The 19765-nt window shown below is 71.2% G+C and carries 16 protein-coding genes; all 16 read left to right on the top strand.

The features are described 5' to 3' along the window. The first annotated feature begins 36 nt into the window (after positions 1–36). The 16 genes from metK (at position 37) to ABVB68_RS12480 (ending at position 19761) form a co-directional block, all read left to right on the top strand. Positions 37–1248 (top strand): methionine adenosyltransferase, encoded by a 1212-nt coding sequence (gene metK, locus ABVB68_RS12555; RefSeq protein ID WP_353601062.1) that lies wholly within the window; start codon positions 37–39, stop codon positions 1246–1248. Positions 1249–1404: 156 nt separating this feature from the next. Then, complete coding sequence (locus tag ABVB68_RS12550) at positions 1405–2388, top strand: carbohydrate kinase family protein (RefSeq protein ID WP_353601023.1); 984 nt, start codon at positions 1405–1407, stop codon at positions 2386–2388. A gap of 140 nt (positions 2389–2528) precedes the next feature. Then, complete coding sequence (gene metF / locus ABVB68_RS12545) at positions 2529–3395, top strand: methylenetetrahydrofolate reductase [NAD(P)H] (protein WP_353601022.1); 867 nt, start codon at positions 2529–2531, stop codon at positions 3393–3395. 336 nt (positions 3396–3731) lie between these two features. Next, a complete protein-coding gene (locus tag ABVB68_RS12540) occupies positions 3732–4646 on the top strand; it encodes an aromatic prenyltransferase (RefSeq protein ID WP_353601021.1) in 915 nt (304 codons plus the stop codon). A gap of 91 nt (positions 4647–4737) precedes the next feature. Beyond that, complete coding sequence (locus tag ABVB68_RS12535; RefSeq protein ID WP_353601020.1) at positions 4738–5652, top strand: aromatic prenyltransferase; 915 nt, start codon at positions 4738–4740, stop codon at positions 5650–5652. 204 nt (positions 5653–5856) lie between these two features. Further along, positions 5857–7092 carry a cytochrome P450 gene (locus ABVB68_RS12530; protein WP_353601019.1) on the top strand — a complete coding sequence of 412 codons (1236 nt, stop codon included), beginning with the start codon at positions 5857–5859 and terminating at the stop codon, positions 7090–7092. Positions 7093–7232: 140 nt separating this feature from the next. Then, on the top strand, positions 7233–7700 hold the full coding sequence (locus tag ABVB68_RS12525; RefSeq protein WP_353601018.1) for a TetR/AcrR family transcriptional regulator: 468 nt from the start codon (positions 7233–7235) through the stop codon (positions 7698–7700). 227 nt (positions 7701–7927) lie between these two features. Continuing rightward, complete coding sequence (locus ABVB68_RS12520; RefSeq protein WP_353601017.1) at positions 7928–9481, top strand: MFS transporter; 1554 nt, start codon at positions 7928–7930, stop codon at positions 9479–9481. Positions 9482–9573: 92 nt separating this feature from the next. Continuing rightward, positions 9574–10686, top strand: coding sequence for a mevalonate kinase (gene mvk / locus ABVB68_RS12515; protein WP_353601016.1), 1113 nt, complete (start codon positions 9574–9576; stop codon positions 10684–10686). Next, positions 10676–11731: a diphosphomevalonate decarboxylase gene (gene mvaD / locus ABVB68_RS12510; protein WP_353601015.1), complete on the top strand. Its 1056-nt coding sequence runs from the start codon at positions 10676–10678 to the stop codon at positions 11729–11731. The genes mvk and mvaD overlap by 11 nt, the downstream gene beginning before the upstream one ends. Beyond that, positions 11728–12843: a phosphomevalonate kinase gene (locus tag ABVB68_RS12505; RefSeq protein ID WP_353601014.1), complete on the top strand. Its 1116-nt coding sequence runs from the start codon at positions 11728–11730 to the stop codon at positions 12841–12843. The genes mvaD and ABVB68_RS12505 overlap by 4 nt, the downstream gene beginning before the upstream one ends. Next, a complete protein-coding gene (gene fni / locus ABVB68_RS12500) occupies positions 12840–13931 on the top strand; it encodes a type 2 isopentenyl-diphosphate Delta-isomerase (protein ID WP_353601013.1) in 1092 nt (363 codons plus the stop codon). The genes ABVB68_RS12505 and fni overlap by 4 nt, the downstream gene beginning before the upstream one ends. After that, complete coding sequence (locus tag ABVB68_RS12495) at positions 13928–14986, top strand: hydroxymethylglutaryl-coenzyme A reductase family protein (RefSeq protein ID WP_353601012.1); 1059 nt, start codon at positions 13928–13930, stop codon at positions 14984–14986. The genes fni and ABVB68_RS12495 overlap by 4 nt, the downstream gene beginning before the upstream one ends. A gap of 3 nt (positions 14987–14989) precedes the next feature. Continuing rightward, complete coding sequence (locus tag ABVB68_RS12490; RefSeq protein WP_353601011.1) at positions 14990–16165, top strand: hydroxymethylglutaryl-CoA synthase; 1176 nt, start codon at positions 14990–14992, stop codon at positions 16163–16165. A 329-nt stretch (positions 16166–16494) separates the two neighbouring features. Next, positions 16495–17469, top strand: coding sequence for a 3-oxoacyl-ACP synthase III family protein (locus tag ABVB68_RS12485; RefSeq protein ID WP_353601010.1), 975 nt, complete (start codon positions 16495–16497; stop codon positions 17467–17469). A gap of 90 nt (positions 17470–17559) precedes the next feature. Further along, positions 17560–19761: an FAD/NAD(P)-binding protein gene (locus tag ABVB68_RS12480; protein WP_353601009.1), complete on the top strand. Its 2202-nt coding sequence runs from the start codon at positions 17560–17562 to the stop codon at positions 19759–19761. Positions 19762–19765: the final 4 nt, after the last annotated feature.

The raw sequence follows: 19765 nt of genomic DNA, 5'->3' as shown, positions 1-19765 counted from the left end.
TTGACACCTGACCACCGACTCATGCCTTGGAGTGCCATGTCCCGCCGCCTGTTCACCTCCGAATCCGTGACCGAGGGCCACCCCGACAAGATCGCCGACCAGATCAGCGACACGATCCTCGACGCGCTGCTGCGCCAGGACCCGACCTCGCGCGTGGCCGTGGAGACCCTGATCACCACCGGTCAGGTGCACATCGCGGGGGAGGTCACCACCTCCGCCTACGCCGACATCGCCACGCTGGTGCGGCAGAAGATCCTCGAGATCGGCTACGACTCCTCCAAGAAGGGCTTCGACGGCGCCTCCTGCGGCGTGTCGGTGTCCATCGGCGCCCAGTCGCCCGACATCGCGCAGGGCGTGGACACCGCCTACGAGAACCGGGTCGAGGGCGACGACGACGAACTGGACAAGCAGGGCGCGGGCGACCAGGGCCTGATGTTCGGCTACGCGACCAACGAGACGCCCACCTTGATGCCCCTGCCGATCGAGCTGGCCCACCGCCTCTCGCGCCGGCTGACCGAGGCCCGCAAGGACGGCACCCTGCCCTACCTGCGCCCCGACGGCAAGACCCAGGTCACCATCGAGTACCTGGGCAACCGCCCGGTCCGCCTGGACACGGTCGTGGTCTCCTCGCAGCACGCGAGCGGCATCGACCTGGAGGAGCTGCTCACCCCGGACATCCGCCGTCACGTCGTCGAGCCCGTGCTCAGGCAGCTCGCGGACGACGGCATGAAGCTGGAGACGGAGGACTACCGGCTGCTGGTCAACCCGACCGGCCGCTTCGAGATCGGCGGCCCGATGGGCGACGCCGGCCTGACCGGCCGCAAGATCATCATCGACACCTACGGCGGCATGGCCCGGCACGGTGGCGGCGCCTTCTCCGGCAAGGACCCCTCCAAGGTGGACCGTTCCGCCGCCTACGCCATGCGCTGGGTCGCCAAGAACGTCGTCGCGGCCGGCCTCGCCGAACGCTGCGAGGTGCAGGTGGCGTACGCGATCGGCAAGGCCGAGCCGGTGGGCCTGTTCGTCGAGACGTTCGGCACCAACACGGTTGCCGTCGAGAAGATCGAGGAAGCCATCAGCGACGTCTTCGACCTGCGTCCGGCCGCGCTCATCCGCGACCTGGACCTGCTGCGCCCGATCTACTCGCAGACCGCCGCCTACGGCCACTTCGGCCGCGAGCTGCCCGACTTCACCTGGGAGCGCACCGACCGCGCGAGCGCCCTGCGCAAGGCGGTCGCGACGGGCTGACGCCACACGGTCACCGGGACGTTCCCGGCGTCACAGCCGGCGGGGAGCGGAGGCCCCCCGTCCCACCGCTCCCCGCCGATCTCCCGCAGTTCCGGTCGTCCTCTCCGCCGGCGCCGGCCCGGAACGTCCCGCCCCGAGGTGCAAGGAGCCCGTGCTGTGCGTATCGCCGTGACCGGATCGATCGCGACCGACCATCTGATGGTGTTCCCGGGACGCTTCGCCGAGCAGCTGATCAAGGACCGGCTGGAGCGGGTCTCGCTGTCCTTCCTCGTCGACCGGCTGGAGGTGCGCCGGGGCGGTGTCGCCGCCAACATCACCTTCGGTCTGGGCCTGCTCGGCCTCGACCCGGTGCTCGTCGGCGCGGCGGGCTCGGACTTCGCCGAGTACGGCGCCTGGCTTCGGGCCCACGGCGTCGACACGTCGGCGGTCCGGGTCAGCGAGACCCTGCACACCGCGCGCTTCGTGTGCACCACCGACGAGGACCAGAACCAGATCGCCACCTTCTACGCCGGCGCCATGGCCGAGGCACCGCGCATCGACCTCGCCGAGACGGCCGAACGCACCGGAGGGCTCGCGCTCGTCCTGGTCGGCGCCGACGACCCCGCGGCCATGCTGCGGCACACCGCCACCGCCCACCGGCTCGGCATCCCCGTCGCCGCCGACCCCTCCCAGCAACTGGCCCGCCTCGACCGGGAGCAGGCGCGCCGACTGGTGGACGGGGCGCAGTGGTTGTTCACCAACGAGTACGAGGCGGCCCTGCTGCTCGAACGCACCGGCTGGCGCGAGGAGCACCTCCTCGGCCGGGTCGGCACCTGGATCACCACGCTGGGCGCGGACGGCGTGGCGCTGACCCGTTCCGGCGCGCCCCGGCTGCACGTGCCGGCCGTGCCCGCGGAGACGATCGCGGACCCGACGGGTGCGGGCGACGCCTTCCGTGCGGGATTCCTCGCCGGCCTCGCCCGGGAGCTGTCGCCGGAGCACGCCGCCCGGCTCGGCTGCGCCCTGGCCACCACCGTGCTGGAGTCGGTCGGCACCCAGGAGTACAAGCTGCTGGCCGCCGATCTGATCGCCCGCATCGGCCGGGCCTACGGCGACGAGGCGGCCCGCACCGTCGAGCCCCGCCTGACGGGCGGCTCGTGAGCCGCGCAGCCGAGCCGTCCGCTGCCGGGCGGCCCGGCGTGTTCCCGGCCCGAGGGCTGTCGGCCGCGGCCCGGGCACTTCACCGACGCCTTCGGGGTGCACCCCCCGGAGGGGGACCACTGCGACACGGGAGGCCGCGCGTGACGACCTTCTCCTTCGAGTTCTTCCCGCCGAAGACGGCCAGGGGAGAGCAGACGCTCTGGCAGGCGATCCGCCGGATCGAGCCGCTCGGACCGGACTTCGTGTCCGTCACCTACGGCGCCGGCGGCTCCTCACGGGACCGGACGGTGGCGGTCACCCGGCGCATCGCGGCCGAGACGACCCTGCGCCCCGTCGCCCATCTCACCGCGGTCGGCCACTCGGTGGCCGAACTGCGCCACATCATCGGCCAGTACGCGGACGCGGGCATCCGCGACGTCCTGGTGCTGCGCGGCGACCCGCCGGGCGACCCCAAGGGCGCCTGGACAGCACATCCACGGGGCTTCCGGTACGCCTACGAACTGGTCGAACTCGTGCGCTCGCTCGGGGACTTCAGGATCGGCGTGGCGGCGTTCCCCGAGATGCACCCCCGTTCGGCGGACTGGGACAGCGACATCCGGCACTTCGTCGCCAAGTGCGAGGCGGGTGCCGACTACGCGATCACGCAGATGTTCTTCCACGTGGAGGACTATCTCCGGCTGCGCGACCGGGTCGCCGCCGCCGGCTGTGACGTCCCGATCATCCCGGAGATCATGCCGGCCACCGACCACCGGCAGATCACGCGCTTCGCCGAACTCTCCGACGCCGCCTTCCCCGAGGGCCTGGCGGGCCGGCTCCACGCCGCTCGGGACAGCCCCGAGGAAGGCCACCGCATCGGCGTCGAGTACGCCACCGGCATGGCCCGGCGCCTCCTCGCCGAGGGCGCGCCCGGACTGCACTACATCACCCTCAACAAGTCCACGGCGGCCCTGGACATCCATCGGAACGTGCTGAGTTCACTCAGCACGCCACTGCTCAGCGCCTCCTGAATTCACCGGCTCCGGGGTCTTGCCCACCGGGTCCCGGCCGTGTCACTATTTGTGCACGCCTCCCCTGCCCAAAAGCCGTTTCCGATCGAGGAATTCGATCCGGCTCGGCAGTCGATCTCAGGCGCTGCCGGTGAGTTCGGCGTTCCTCTGGGCCGATGTCCAGCGTCCCGGCCGGTGATCCGGGACTTTCCGAGTCGTGAACCCGACACGCATCCCCGGCCAGGGGACGACGCGACGCGTGCGCCGCCCGGAAATCCTTCTCCCTTCGCGCCGCACGTATCACGAGCCCGGCGTGCGGCAATTCACCACACGCACCGAGCTTGACCTCTTGGAGTGATGATGTCGGAAGCAGTCGATGTGGCGAGTGTCTACGCGGCCATCGAGAAGTCGGCCGGCCTGCTGGACGTGACCGCCTCACGGGACAAGGTCTGGCCCGTCCTGAGCGCGTTCGAGGATGCGCTCGAGCAGGCCGTGATCGCGTTCCGGGTGGCCACCAACGCCCGTCACGAGGGCGAGTTCGACGCCCGCTTCACCTTGCCCAAGGATTCCGATCCCTACGCCGTCGCCCTGTCGAAGGGCCTGATCGAGCCGACGGACCACCCCGTCGGCAGCCTCCTGTCGGACCTCCGGGCGCTGTGCCCCATCGACAGCTACGGAGTCGACTTCGGGGTCATCGCCGGGTTCAAGAAGATCTGGGCGTACTTCCCGGGAGGCGAGCACGAGACCCTGGCCCGGCTCGGCGCCCTGCCGTCGATGCCGCCCAGCCTGACGGGGAACGTCGACTTCTTCACCCGCTACGGACTGGCCGAGAAGGTCGACGTGATCGGGATCGACTACCGCAGCCGGACGATGAACGTCTACTTCGCGGCCCCCGCGAACTGCTTCGAGAAGGAGACCGTCCTGGCGATGCACCGGGACATCGGTCTGCCGAACCCGAGTGAGCAGATGTTCAACTTCTGCGAGAAGTCGTTCGGGCTCTACACCACCCTGAACTGGGATTCCCCCCAGATCGAGCGTATCTCCTACGGTGTGAAGACCCAGAACCCCATGGCCTTCTTCGCCCGGCTCGGCACCAAGGTCGAGCACTTCGTGAAGAGCGTGCCGTACGGGGTGGACGACCCCAAGATGGTCTACGCCGCCGTGACGTCGAGCGGCGAGGAGTACTACAAGCTCCAGTCGTACTACCGCTGGCGCTCGGTCAGCCGGCTCAACACCGCCTACATCTCCGTGCGCGACAAGGAAGACGCGTAACGGCACAGGCGGCTCACGCAGTCCCCGGAGGATCCCGCTCACCGCGGGATCCTCTTCCCTTTCCCCAAGCGCTGACGAACTGGGAGGTCCCATGCCCGAAGCCACTGTGGCCGAAGATGTGTACACGGCCATCGAGGAAGCGTCCCAGCTGGCCGGGGCGCCCTGCTCACGTGAGACCGTGTGGCCGATCCTGACCGCGTACGGGGACACTCTCGCCGAGGCCGGCATCGTGTTCAGCGTATCGAGCGGCGAGGGGCGGCCGAAGGAACTCGACTTCACCATCACCGTGCCCTCGGAGGTCGCCGATCCGTACGCCGTGGCGCTGGCGAACGGCTTCGTCGAGGAGACGGACCACCCCGTGGGCAGCCTGCTCTCGGACATCGGGGCGAGAGTGCCGGTCAGAGAGCACCTGATCGACTGCGAGGTCTCCAGCGGCTTCAGCAAGATCTACGCGCACTTCCCGCACGACCTGCAGGCAGTGGCCAAGCTCGCCGCCGTCCCCGCCATGCCGGCCGCCGTGGCCGAGAACGCGGATCTCTTCGCACGCCACCACCTGAACGACGTGGCGATGATAGGGATCGACTACCGGCGCAAGACGGTCAACCTCTACTTCGCCCAGCTCCCCGGCGAGTGCACCCAGGTGGAGAACATCCTCTCGCTGCACCGCGAACTCGGGCTGCCGGAACCCGGTGAACGCATGCTGGCCTTCGCGAGGAAGTCCTTCAGGGTCTACGTGACCCTCGGCTGGGACTCCGCGGAGATCGAGCGGATCTGCTTCGCCCCTCCGCCGGTCCGCAACTGGGCCCCGTCGATACTTCCCGCCGACGTCGGGCAGGACGTGGAGAAGTTCGTGGCGAACTCCCCGCGCTCGTACGCCGGTGAGCCCATCGTCATCTCGGCCGTCAAGTGGGACGCCGGCGGGTCCTATCTCAACATCGGGCCGTACTACCAGCTTTCGCCGATGATGCGGAAGCTGTGGCTGGAGGTCTACGGGGAACGGGTGTGACCCTCCCCGGCAGGTGAGTCGAGCCCGGCGACGCCGCCCACTTGCTGAGACCCACCGGCCGCAGCGTGCCTGCCCGCCCGTTTTCCTGCATGCCTTCCTGTGCGCGTACGAGAGGTGAGCGCAATGAAGAGTCAGCCGAACTCGGCAACCTCATACTCGGACCCTCCCCACGAACAAGGCGTTGCCGCGTTCCAGTTCGGCCGGATGGAACGCCTCCTGCGGGGACGCCCGGTTCGCAATCTGACCGTGGACGGCGTCGACGCCGTATTCGTCAGGGACCCGGTCCTGGTCCGCCAGATACTCGTGACCGAGAGCAAGAACTACGGCAAGGGCGAACTCTTCCGCAAGGCCCGCAACCTCAGCAGGGTGGGCATGCTCTCCGAGGACGAGACCATGCACCGGCACTACCGGCGCCTGGCCAACCCCTACCTGCGGTCGACGAAGGTCGACGAATACGTGCCGGCCATGCGTGACATCGTGCGCGACGTCATGGCCTCCTGGCGCGCCGGGAAGCCGGTGGACGTCCAGGCCGAGATGTGCCGGATCTCCTGCGCGATCGCCGTCGGCACGCTCATCACCGGGCTCCCCGCCGAGACGACGCGGGCTCTCGGCGAGCGGCTGTCCGTGCTGGCCTGGGAGATGATCCGCAAGCCGCTCTACGGCCATGCGGCGGCCCGGGCGGCGCGTCCCGGCGCGTCCGCGCGGCTCTCCCGGGCGCGCAAGGACTTCCGGGAACTGCTTGCCGAGTGCATCGCACAGCTGCTGGACTCGCCCGAAACCACCGCCGGATACCTCTCGGCGCTGCTGACGGACTCGGACGCCAAGGGCAACCGGGTCCTGACGGTGGATCAGGTGTGTGAGGAGGCGGTCATGATGCTGACCGCGGCCACGGTGACCACGGCGTCCGTCATGTCCTGGTCGCTGTACGTGCTCTCCCAGGAGCCCCTGGTGGAGGAGAGGCTCCTCAAGGACCTGACGCAGAAGCGCAACGGCAGCGCGGGCCACGGCAGCGGCGGCCCCGGCTACACCCTCCGGTTCCTGATGGAGATCCTGCGCCTGTATCCGCCGGTGTGGATCTCCTGCCGCAAGACCCTCTCGGACGTCGCGCTCGGCGACCACCGGCTGCCGGCCGGCACGAACGTGGTCTTCAGCTCCTACCTGCTGCACCGGGACCCCGAGCGCTATCCGGATCCGCACCGGTTCGATCCCGACCGGTGGCTCACCACGCGGCCCAGCAAGGTGGACGCCTCCTACATCCCCTTCGGCATCGGATCGAAGGGGTGCATCGGAGAGCCGTTCGCCTGGCAGGAACTCGAGGTCATCCTCGATGTGGTGACGCAGGAATGGAAGCTGGGCACCGAGGCGGGCAGCCACATCCGCACCGCTCCCGAGACCACACTGCATCCCCGCCGTCTGCTCATGCATCCGCAGCCGCGCTAGCCCGAGGACGCCGGCGTCTTCAGCGGACGCCGACCCGGCGGCAAGGGGAACGAGCCGCCCGCGTGCCGCCGCCCGGACTCAACCGGACTTTCGGATCTCTCCGTTCACAGAACCAGCGCATCGCCGATCTTGGAGGAAACATGTCTGACGCCACTGAAGTCCAGGACGGCTCGGCCGCCCTGACCCAGCTCGGGAGCGTCCTCGCGGAGGCCGGGGCGGCGTCGCTCAACGGGCGGCGCGAGCAGATGGCCGAGGGCCTCCTGCGCGCGGCTCTCACCAAGTGGGAGGACCCGGCGGTGCAGCCGCAGCTGCTCGGTGCCCTGCGCGCGGCCGCCTCCGGCGAGGAGGGCGCGGCCCGGATGCGGGAGTTCATGTCCTCCCAGCTCTTCCGGCAGCTGGGGGACTCCCTCGACACGGCACCGATGGACATCGACCAGGTGGCGAAGGTCCTGGGGGTTCCGCCGGTGAACATCAACGCGGCTCAGGCGCAGGTCTGGGGCGTGGGCATCCTGCGCTACGTCCTGCGGATGGAGCCGATCGCGTCGGCGTCGGTGGACGAGGTCGTCGAGCTCGTGGCCCCCACCATCCAGCGGTACCTGGTCGGCTAGCGCCGGCCCGGCCGGCGCTCGTCCCGTGAGGCGAAAGACGCCCGGTTCCGCCCCCGTGGTCCTGCCGGTCGCGGTCCCGGCCGGCAGGCGACCCGGCGCGCATGTCACATTCCGCGGCGCTTCGTCGTCGTACTACCGACACGGAAGCAACTCGGGGACAGGCGTCGCGGTCGGAACGCCGGACGGCTTGCTTCGGCCGTAGATCACTCGGAGGAACTACCAAGACCATGAGTACCGTGGGCAAGCAAACACAAGGCGGGGCCGGTGGCCCGGCCGGCACCGACCGGCGGCGCTGGGTGGCCCTGGCCGTCCTGACGGCCATGCAGTTCATGCTCGTCATGGACGTCACCGTGGTGAACATCGCGCTGCCGGACGTTCAGGACTCACTGCACTTCTCCTACGAAGGCCTGGCGTGGGTGGTCAACGCCTACGTGCTGACGGCCGGCGGCTTCCTGCTGCTGGGCGGCCGGATCGCCGACATGTACGGCAGGCGGCGGCTGTTCATGACCGGCGTGCTGATCTTCGGCCTGGCGTCCGTCGCCTGCGGCTCCGCGACCGCGTCCTGGGCACTGGTCTCCAGCCGCTTCGTCCAGGGCCTGGGCGAAGCGCTGGCCGGCCCGGCGGCGCTCGGCCTGATCCCCGTGCTCTTCCCGGACCGCGCCGAGCGCACGAAGGCCCTCGGCATCTGGGGCGGCCTGTCGGCGCTGGGCGGCGCCGTCGGCTCGGTGGTCGGCGGAGCGGTCACCGATCTGGTGAACTGGCGATGGATCTTCTTCATCAACGTTCCCATCGCGCTGTTCGCGCTCATCACGGTGCCCCGGGTGATGACGGAGAGCCGGATGGCCCGCGCGGGCCGCCGGATCGACGTGGTGGGGGCGCTGACCGCCACCGGAGGCCTGGTCGCGGTGGTGTACGGCCTGCTGCAGGCCGCCGCACACCCGTGGGGATCCGCACGGGTGCTGCTGCCACTGCTCGGCGGCATCGCCCTGCTCGTCGTCATGGTCCTCTGGGAGTCCCGCACCCCGGACCCCATGATCCCCATGCGGTTCTTCAGCAACCGCACCCGGGTCACGTCCAACGTGGTCAGCGTGGCCTCCCTCGCCGGCTTCCACACCTACGCCTTCCTGCTGAGCCTGTACATCCAGCAGGAACTGGGCTACTCCCCGCTGAAGACGGGGCTGTCCTACATCCCGCTCACCGTCGCCATGGGCGTCGGCGTGGGCGTGTCCACCGCGCTGATGCCCCGCATCGGCGTCAAGGCGGTCATCACCCTCGCCTTCCTGGGCAGCGGCGTGGCCCTGTTCGTCGTCGCCGGCGGCCTCGCCCCCGACGCCTCCTACGTCAGCGGGGTCATGCCCGGGCTCATCCTGTTCGGCTTCTTCAACGCCCTCGGCTTCCCCGCCCTGATCAACGGCGCCCTGCACCAGGTCACCGGCCAGGACTCGGGCCTGGCCTCCGGCGTGCAGACCGCCATGCAGCAGGTCGGCGCGGCGCTCGGCCTGGCCACCCTGGTGCCCTTCGCCCTGCGCTACGTCAACCACCAGGTCAAGGACGGAACCGCCCCGGCGGTCGCGCAGGCCGACGGATACGCCCTGGCGCTCCGCATCGGCGCCGGCGTCCTCGTCGCCGCGGCCCTGCTCGTCCTGCTGCTGCTGGAGAAGGTGAGCGCCGAGAAGCGCGACGCCCTCGTCGAGGCCGCCGACGCGGCCGACACCGCCGACACGACGGAGGTCCAGGGCGCCACCGGTGCCACCGGCGCCGCCCGGGTGTCCGGCATCTGATCCGCCTCACCCGCACCGCCCCCGGCCTGTGCCGGGGGCGGTGCCGCGTCTGTGCCCGATGTGTTCGGCCGCCGGCCGCAACGACGACGGTGATGCTCGGCCGCCGGCCGCAACGACGACGGTGGTTTTTCCGTTGTCCATCCGGATCGCTGGACGATGCGATCCCACCGCAGAAACGACAAGGGGAGTTGAGTGCGTTGACTCTGCCGACCTCAGCGGAGGGGGTGTCAGAAATCCGCCGGGCCCATTCCGTCGGCATCGGTCGCGCCCACGCCAAAGCCATCCTTCTCGGTGAGCACGCCGTCGTGTACGGGGCTCCGGCGCTCGCTCTCCCCGTTCCGCAGCTGACGGTCACGGCGAGCGCCGGCCGGTCCTGCCGTGGCGCCGAGGGACCGGGCGGCGCGTCCTTCACCATGACCGGTTCACCGTCGCGGCCGATGGTGACCCAGGCCTCCGACAGCCTGCGCCGGCTCATCACCGAGTTCACGGCGACCACCGGCGCCGACGACGGACCGCACCTCGACGTGATCATCGACGGCGCGATCCCGCACGGCCGTGGGCTCGGCTCCAGCGCGGCCTGCGCACGCGCCGTCGTCCTCGCCCTCGCCGACCTCCACGGCCGCGAGGTCACCGAGAGCGAGACGTTCCACCTGGTGCAGACGGCCGAGAACGTGGCGCACGGCCGCTCCAGCGGCGTCGACGCACGGGCCGTCGGCGCCTCCGTACCGCTGCTGTTCCAGGCGGGCGAGGTACAGGAACTGAGCATCGGCTGCGACGGCCTGTTCATCATCGCGGACAGCGGTGTCGTGGGCCGCACCAAGGACGCGGTCCACATGCTGCGCGAGGGATTCCGGCAGCACCAGGGGGCGCAGGAGAGGTTCGTGCACCGCGCGTCGCGGCTGACCGAAGAGGCCCGGCACGCCCTCGCCGACGGCAAGCCGGAGGAACTCGGCTCCCGGATGACGGACTACCACGACCTGCTCCGGGCGGCAGGTCTCAGCACCAAGGGCATCGACGCCCTGGTCGAGGCCGCGCTCACGGCGGGCAGCCTCGGAGCCAAGATCACCGGCGGTGGCCTGGGCGGCTGCGTCATCGCCCTGACCCGGCCGGAGCAGGCCAGGGAAGTCACCCAGCGGCTCCACGAAGCCGGCGCCGTGCAGACGTGGGTCGTACCGCTGAGAGGGCTTGCCGAGCATGCACACTGAACACGCCGCCACCCCGGCCCACCCGCGGGAGCGGGACACCGCGGGACACGCCACCGCGGTCGCGCACCCGAACATCGCGCTGATCAAGTACTGGGGCAAGCGCGACGAACACCTGGTCCTGCCCCGCGTCGACAGCCTGTCGATGACCCTGGACATCTTCCCGACGACCACCGGCGTCCGGGTCGACCCCGAGGCCGGGCACGATGTGGTGACCCTGGGCGGCCGGCCCGCCGAGGGTGAAGCACTGCGCCGCGTCACCGACTTCCTCGACCTGGTGCGGGAACGGGCCGGGACCGCTCACCGGGCCGTCGTGGACAGCGAGAACACGGTGCCCACCGGAGCGGGCCTCGCCTCCTCCGCGAGCGGATTCGCCGCGCTGGCCGTCGCCGCCGCGGCCGCCTACGGACTCCGCCTCGACGCCACCGCCCTGTCACGGCTGGCCCGGCGCGGCTCCGGATCGGCGTCCCGGTCGGTCTTCGGCGGGTTCGCGCTGTGGCACGCGGGCCTGGAGTCCGCCACCGCCGCCGAAGCCGACCTCAGCTCCTACGCCGAACCGGTGCCCGCGGCCGGACTCGACCCCGCCCTGGTCATCGCGGTGGTCGACGCGGGCCCCAAAGCCGTGTCCAGCCGCGCGGCCATGCGGCGGACCGTCGACACCTCCCCGCTGTACGAGCCGTGGGCCGTCTCCAGCAAGGAGGACCTGACCGAGATGCGCGCCGCGCTGCTCGCCGGCGACATCGAGGCGGTCGGGGAGATCGCGGAGCGCAACGCGCTCGGCATGCACGCGACCATGCTCGCGGCCCGCCCGGCGGTGCGCTACCTGTCACCGGGGACGCTCACCGTCCTCGACAGCGTGCTCCAGCTGCGGCGGGAGGGCATCGCGGCCTACGCCACCATGGACGCCGGACCCAACGTCAAGGTGCTGTGCCGGCGCGCGGACGCCGACCGGGTCGCCGGGACCGTGCGCGCGGCCGTCCCGGACGGCCCGGTGCTCGTCGCCGGGCCGGGACCGGGCGCCCGCCTGCTGCACGGGGACGGTCGATGACCCGTCAGCGGACCGTCGTCCGGCGCGCGCCGGGCAAGCTGTTCGTCGCGGGGGAGTACGCGGTGGTCGACCCGGGCAATCCGGCGATCCTCGTCGCGGTCGACCGCTACATCACCGTCACCGTGACCGGTCCCGCCGAAGCGGGCGTGGAGATCTCCTCCGACCTCGGCCCCCGGGGCGTGCGCCTGCGGTGGCGGGACGGCCGGCTCGTCCCGTACGGCGCGCAGGACGAGCCCGGCGCGCGCGCCCGGTTCGCCCACGTGCTGTCCGCCGTCGAGACCGTGGCCCGGCTGTCCGCCCGGCGCGGGCTCGCCGAACCGTCCTTCAGGGTGTCGGTCGAGAGCGGCCTGCACGACCACGGCACCAAGTACGGCCTGGGTTCCAGCGGCGCGGTGACGGTGGCGACCGTGGCCGCCACCGCCGCGTTCTGCGGGCTGACCCTCTCCGCCGAGGAACGCTTCCGGCTGGCCCTGCTCGCCACCGCGGAGATCGACCCCAAGGGCTCCGGCGGCGACCTGGCCGCCAGCACCTGGGGCGGCTGGATCGCCTACCGGGCGCCCGACCGGGCCGCCGTGCTCGGCCTCGCCCGCGCCGGCGGCGTCGACGAGGCACTGCGCGCCCCCTGGCCCGGATTCGAGGTGCGCCGACTGCCGGCGCCCGAGGGACTCTCGCTGGAGGTCGGCTGGACCGGAAACCCGGCCTCCACCGCGGCCCTCGTGTCCGGACTGCACCGGCGGCCCTGGCGCGGCACCGCCTCCCACCGGAGGTTCGTCCAGGCCACCACCGACTGCGTGCGCGCGGCGATCGCCGCCCTGGAGCGAGAGGACGGCCCGGAACTGCTGGACCAGATCAGGCGGGCCCGAAGGGAGCTGGCTCGACTGGATGACGAGGTCGGCCTGGGAGTCTTCACACCCCGGCTGACGGCGCTGTGCGAGGCCGCCGAGGCCGTCGGAGGCGCCGCCAAGCCCTCCGGGGCCGGCGGCGGCGACTGCGGCATCGCGCTGCTGGACGCCGAAGCGTCGCGGGACATCGCTCAACTGCGCGAACGGTGGGCCTCGGCCGGGGTGACACCCCTGCCGATCCGCCCCGCCGCGGAAGGGAACGCACCATGATCGCTCAACGTAAGGACGACCACGTCCGGCTCGCGGTCGAGCAACAGCAGCAGCACACCGGCCGCAACCAGTTCGACGAGGTCTCGTTCGTCCACCACGCCCTGGCCGGCCTCGACCGCCCGGACGTCTCACTGGCCACCAGCTTCGCCGGCATCTCCTGGCAGGTGCCGCTCTACATCAACGCGATGACCGGCGGCAGCGAGAAGACCGGCATCATCAACCGCGACCTGGCCGTCGCCGCCCGCGAGACCGGCGTGCCCATCGCGTCGGGGTCGATGAGCGCCTACTTCAAGGATCCGGACTGCGCCGGCACGTTCAGCGTGCTGCGCGAGGAGAACCCGGACGGGTTCGTCATCGCCAACGTCAACGCGACGGCCTCCGTCGACAAGGCGCGGCGGGCCGTCGACCTGATCCAGGCCGACGCCCTCCAGATCCACGTCAACACCGTGCAGGAAACGGTGATGCCGGAGGGCGACCGGTCGTTCTCCTCGTGGGTCCCGCAGATCGGGAAGATCGCGGCCGGCGTCGACGTGCCCGTGATCGTCAAGGAGGTCGGGTTCGGGCTGAGCCGCGAGACCGTCCGCCTGCTGGACGGCCTCGGCGTACGCGTGGCCGATCTCGGCGGCCGGGGCGGCACCGACTTCGCCCGCATCGAGAACGGACGGCGCGTCCTCGGGGACTACGCCTACCTCCACGGCTGGGGGCAGTCCACCGCCGCCTGCCTGCTCGACGCACAGGACGCCCGCATCCCCGTCCTCGCCTCCGGTGGCGTGCGCAACCCGCTCGACGTGGCCCGGGCGCTGGCACTCGGCGCGTCCGGCGTCGGGGTCTCCGGCGGATTCCTGCGCACGCTGCTCGACGGCGGTGTGGCGGCGCTGATCGCCCAGATCTCGACCTGGCTCGACCAGTTGGCCGCGCTCCAGACCATGCTCGGCGCGCCCACCCCGGCCGACCTGACCCACTGCGATCTGCTGATCCACGGCGAACTGCGCGACTTCTGCGCCGACCGGGGCATCGACACCCGGCCGTTCGCCCGGCGGTCCGCCGGCCCTGACGTACCCCACGAGATGACGGGAAGCACACGATGACGGAGAACGCGATCGCCGGGGTCCCCATGAGGTGGGTGGGCCCCCTGCGCATCTCGGGGAACGTGGCCACCACCGAGACCCAGGTCCCGCTCGCCACCTACGAGTCGCCGCTGTGGCCTTCCGTCGGCCGGGGCGCGAAGGTCTCCATGCTGTCCGAGCAGGGCATCGTCGCCACCCTCGTCGACGAGCGCATGACCCGGTCGGTGCTCGTGGAGGCGGTGGACGCGCAGACCGCTCTGACGGCGGCGCGCACCATCGACGCCGGCATGGCCGAGCTGCGCGAGGTGGTGCGCACCTGCAGCCGGTTCGCCGAACTGATCGGCATCCGCCACGAGATCAACGCGAACCTGCTGTTCATCCGGTTCGAGTTCAGCACCGGTGACGCCTCCGGCCACAACATGGCCACCCTGGCCTCCGACGTGCTCCTCGGGCACCTGCTGAAGACCATCCCGGGCATCTCCTACGGATCGATCTCCGGGAACTACTGCACGGACAAGAAGGCCACCGCGATCAACGGCATCCTCGGCCGCGGCAAGAACGTCGTCACCGAGCTGCTCGTGCCGCGTGACGTGGTCGAGCGCGTCCTGCACACCACGGCCGCCAAGATCGTCGAGCTGAACATCCGCAAGAACATGCTCGGCACCCTGCTCGCCGGCGGCATCCGCTCGGCCAACGCCCACTTCGCCAACATGCTCCTCGGCTTCTACCTGGCCACCGGCCAGGACGCGGCCAACATCGTCGAGGGCTCCCAGGGCGTCGTCATGGCCGAGGACCGCGACGGCGACCTCTACTTCGCCTGCACCCTGCCCAACCTGATCGTGGGCACCGTCGGCAACGGCAAGGGTCTCGGCTTCGTGGAGACCAACCTGACCCGGCTCGGATGCCGGACCGAGCGCGCCCCCGGGGAGAACGCGCGCCGGCTCGCCGTCATCGCGGCGGCGACCGTGCTGTGCGGCGAACTCTCCCTCCTCGCCGCCCAGACGAACCCGGGGGAACTGATGCGTGCCCACGTCCAGCTGGAACGCGACAACGAGACAGCAAAGGTCGGTGTTTAGGAAATGGCCCACGATCCCGCCATAGGCATCCACGATCTGTCGTTCGCCACCACCGAGTTCGTCCTGGCGCACACGACACTCGCCGCCTACAACGGCACCGACGTCGGCAAGTACCACAAGGGCATCGGCCAGCAGTCGATGAGCGTGCCCGCCGCGGACGAGGACATCGTGACGATCGGCGCGGCCGCTGCCGCGCCCGTCATCCAGCGGCACGGCAGCGACGGGATCCGGACGATCATCTTCGCCACGGAGTCCTCCATCGACCAGGCGAAATCGGCCGGCATCTACGTCCATTCGCTGCTGGGACTGCCCTCGGCCACCCGGGTCGTCGAACTCAAGCAGGCCTGCTACGGCGCGACGGCGGCCCTCCAGTTCGCCATCGGCCTGGTGCGCCGCGACCCGTCGCAGCGCGTCCTCGTGATCGCCAGCGACGTGTCCAAGTACGAGCTGGACAGCCCGGGGGAGGCCACGCAGGGCGCCGCCGCCGTGGCCATGCTGGTCGGCGCCGACCCCGCGCTGCTGCGCGTCGAGGAGCCCTCCGGCGTGTTCACCGCCGACGTCATGGACTTCTGGCGGCCGAACTACCGTGACGCCGCCCTCGTCGACGGGCAGGAGTCCATCAGCGCCTATCTGCTGGCGGTGGAGGGCAGCTGGAAGGACTACACCGAGCAGGGCGGCCGCCCGCTCGAGGAGTTCGCCGCGTTCTGCTACCACCAGCCGTTCACGAAGATGGCGTACAAGGCCCACCGCCACCTGCTGAACACGTGCGGACACGACATCGACGAGGACCGCGTCACCCGTGACCTGGGACTGACCACGGCCTACAACAACGTCATCGGCAACAGCTACACCGCCTCGGTGTACCTGGCCCTGGCCGCGCTGCTCGACCAGGCGGACGACCTGACCGGCAAGCCCGTCGGCCTCCTCAGCTACGGCTCCGGCAGCGTCGCCGAGTTCTTCGCCGGCACCGTCGTCCCCGGCTACCGGGACCACCTGCGCACCGAGGCACACCGCGAGGCGATCGACCGGCGCAAGCCCGTCGACCACGCGCGCTACCGCGAACTGCACGAGCGTTCCTTCCCGGCCGACGGCGGCGACCACCTCACCCCCGCCGAGACCACCGGCCCCTTCCGGCTGGCCGCCCTGCGCGGGCACAAGCGCATCTACGAGACGCGCTAGCCCACGCTCCGCGGGCTCCCAGCGTGCCACCGCCCGGACCCCGACGACACGCACGGGCCCGCGCGGTCGAGCGCCACGACGAGGACCGGCCGATCGCCGGTGCCGTCGGCGCCTTCACACCCTCCGCCCCGCCCACGTGGCCGGTGCCCCACCGCACCGCACCGGCCCAGGGCCGGGGTGCCGTTCGTCGCGCCAGGGCGCTCACCGCCGGTCCCACCAGGACCTGCCCGGGACCCTTGCGCGCGGCTCCGGTCTCCTGCCGGCGACGGCCGCGCCTTCGCGGCCGTCGGCACAGCCATTTCACGACCATCTGAGGGGAAGACAGGCGCATGACCGAAGTCGGGGTCCTCGGCACGGGGGCCTATGTGCCGGACCGGATTGTCTCCAATGACGAAGTCGCAGCGGCTGCCGGGGTCGATGACGCCTGGGTCATCCGCAAGACCGCGATCCGGGAACGCCGGTGGGCCGATCCCGGGCAGGCCACGTCGGACCTGGCTGCGGCCGCGGGACGGGCCGCCCTGCGATCGGCCGGCATCGGCGCCGACCAACTGTCCGTCATCGTCGTCGCGACCTCCACACCCGACCGGCCCCAGCCGCCCACCGCCGCCTATGTGCAGCACCTGCTCGGGGCCGTCGACGCGGCCGCGTTCGACGTCAACGCCGTATGCTCCGGCGAGGTGTTCGCCATCGCCGCGGCCGAGGGGATCCTCACCAGGCGGGGCGGCCACGCCCTGGTCATCGGGGCCGACGTGTACTCGCGCATCCTGAACCCGGCCGACCGCAGGACGGTCGTCCTGTTCGGCGACGGCGCCGGTGCGATGGTCCTCGGCCTCGGCCGGGGAGCGCGCATCCGCGACATCACCGCACACACCTTCGGCGAGTTGTCGGGCCTGATCCAGGTGCCCGCCGGCGGCAGCAGACTGCCCATCGACCAGGCCGCCCTGGACGCCGGCCTGCAGTACTTCACGATGGACGGCCGGGCGGTGCGCGCCTTCGTCGAGGACCGGCTGCCCGTGCTGACCAAGCAGTTCCTCCACGAGAGCGGCGTGGACCCCGACGACATCAGCCACTTCGTGCCCCACCAGGCCAACGGGATCATGCTCGACACCGTGTTCGCGGAACTGTCCCTGTCCCGGGCCACCATGCACCTCTCGCTGACGCACTACGGCAACACGGGAGCCGCCTCCATCCCGATCACCATGGCCGAAGCCGCCCGTACCGGTGCCTTCCGACCGGGCGACCTGATCCTCCTGGCGGGCTTCGGCGGGGGCATGGCGGCGGGATTCGCGCTGGTCGAGTGGTGAAGCGTCGCCCGCTCGACCCCTTGTGAGCCGCCCGGCGCGGCGAGCGCGGCCCTTGCTGTGCTTCTCGACCTCGGCAGAGAACAGGGAACCATGACAACGAGACAATGCACTGTGGGTGTCATAGGCAGCGGCCCGCGCGGGCTCTCGGTGATCGAACGGCTCTGCGCCAACGCCCGCTCTCAGCCCGAGGGCAGCACTGTCCGCGTCCATGTGGTCGACCCCTACCCGCCCGGCTCCGGCAAGGTGTGGCGCACCGACCAGTCCCGTCACCTGCTCATGAACACCGTGGCCGGACAGATATCGGTGTTCACCGACGCCTCCGTGGACCTGCGGGGCCCACTGGAACCCGGACCGAGCCTGCACCGGTGGGCCGAGGCGCTCGTCGCGGGCGAGTTCGGCGCCGTCCACCCGCCCCACGTCCTGGACGAAGCCCGCACCCTGGGCCCCGACACCTACCCGACCCGCGCCTTCTACGGCTGGTACCTGCAGTGGGCGTTCCGGCGGACCGTCGAGGGCGCGCCACCGGGGCTGACGGTCACCACGCACGCCTCCCTCGCCGTGTCCCTGGACGACGATCCGGACGCCGAGGACAAGACCCTGCAGCGAGTGGTGCTCCAGGACGGAACCGTGCTCGCGGGACTGGACGCCGTGATCCTGTGCCAGGGACACCTGCCGGCCCGCGCGGACGTCCGCGAGCGGGAGTTCGCCTCCCGGGCCCGGAAGGCCGGCCTCGCCTACATCGCGCCGGCCAATCCGGCGGACGTCGACCTGGACGTGCTGTCGCCGGGCACCAGGGTGCTGCTGCGCGGGCTCGGACTGAACTTCTTCGACTACATGGCCGAACTCACCGTCGGCCGCGGCGGCTCCTTCTCGCGGTCCGCCGGACAACTCGTCTACCGGCCCAGCGGGCGGGAGCCACGGATCCACGCCGGATCCCGGCGCGGCATCCCGTACCAGGCCCGGGGCGAGAACGAGAAGGGCCCGCACGGACGCCACGAGCCGGTCGTGCTCACCGCCGACCGCATCGCCCGGCTGCGCAGCACCCACGAGCACTCCGGGCTCGACTTCAGGAAGGACCTGTGGCCGCTGATCTCCATGGAGGTCGAGGCCGTCTACTACCGCACCCTGTTCACGTCGCGCGGGCACGTCGCCCAGGCACGGCGGCTCCAGGAGGACTTCCTGGCGGCCGGCCCGGGGCGGCGGGAGCAGGACGCCGTCCTCTCGGCGTACGGCATCGGCGAGAAGTACCGCTGGGACTGGGAAATCATCGCCCGCCCGTACCGGGACCGGGAGTTCGCCGGCCCGTGGGACTTCACCGACTGGCTCCTCGGCTACCTGCGCAGGGACGTCTCCGAAGCCAGGTCCGGCAACGTCAGCGGCCCGGTCAAAGCCGCACTGGACGTCCTGCGGGACCTGCGCAACGAGATCCGCCTCGCGGTCGACCACGGTGGCCTGCACGGCGACTCGTACCGCACCGACCTCGACAACTGGTACACCCCGCTCAACGCGTTCCTGTCGATCGGACCGCCCGCGCGACGCGTCGAGGAGATGATCGCCCTGATCGAGGCCGGCGTGCTGAGCGTGGTCGGACCGGATCTGCGGGTGACCGCGGACGACACCGGATACACGGTCGGCTCCCCCCTCGTGCCCGGCTCCGAGGTCCGCGTGGAGGCACTCGTGGAGGCACGCCTGCCCGACATCACGCTCACCCGCACGGAGGACCCGCTGCTGAAGCGGCTGCTGGCCACCGGGCAGTGCGCCCCCTACCGCATCCGCACGCGTGCCGGCGGCAGCTACGAGAGCGACGGACTGGCCGTCACCGGGCGGCCGTTCCACCTGGTCGACGCGGCGGGCCAGGCACACCCGCGCCGTTTCGCCTTCGGCGTGCCGACGGAGTCGGTGCACTGGGTCACGGCGGCGGGCATCCGCCCCGGCGTCAACTCGGTGACCCTCACCGACTCCGACGCCATCGCCCGTGCGGCCCTCGCCTGCGGCACCGTTGAGGCAGAGGCAGAGGCAGAGGCAGAGGCAGAGGCAGAGGCAGAGGCAGAGGCAGAGGCAGAGGCAGAGGCAGAGGCAGAGGCCGCTGCGGTGGTGCCGGTGTCCCTCGGAGGCGGCTCTCGTCCGAGCGGGTCGGAGGTACCGGTGGTCACCGAGGGCGGGTCCGATCCTGTCGGTCCGGTGGTGACCGAGGGCCGGTCGGGTCCCGTCGGTTCGGCTGAACCGGTGGTCACCGAGGGCCGGTCCGATCCGTTCGGTTCGGTGGTGGCCGTGGTCGCCGAGGACGGGTGAGTCG

It is taken from the genome of Streptomyces sp. NPDC096012 (assembly GCF_040426375.1).
Taxonomy (GTDB): domain Bacteria; phylum Actinomycetota; class Actinomycetes; order Streptomycetales; family Streptomycetaceae; genus Streptomyces.
The sequence above is the reverse complement of the archived record's forward strand: the minus strand, read 5'-3'. Positions and strand labels throughout refer to the sequence as shown.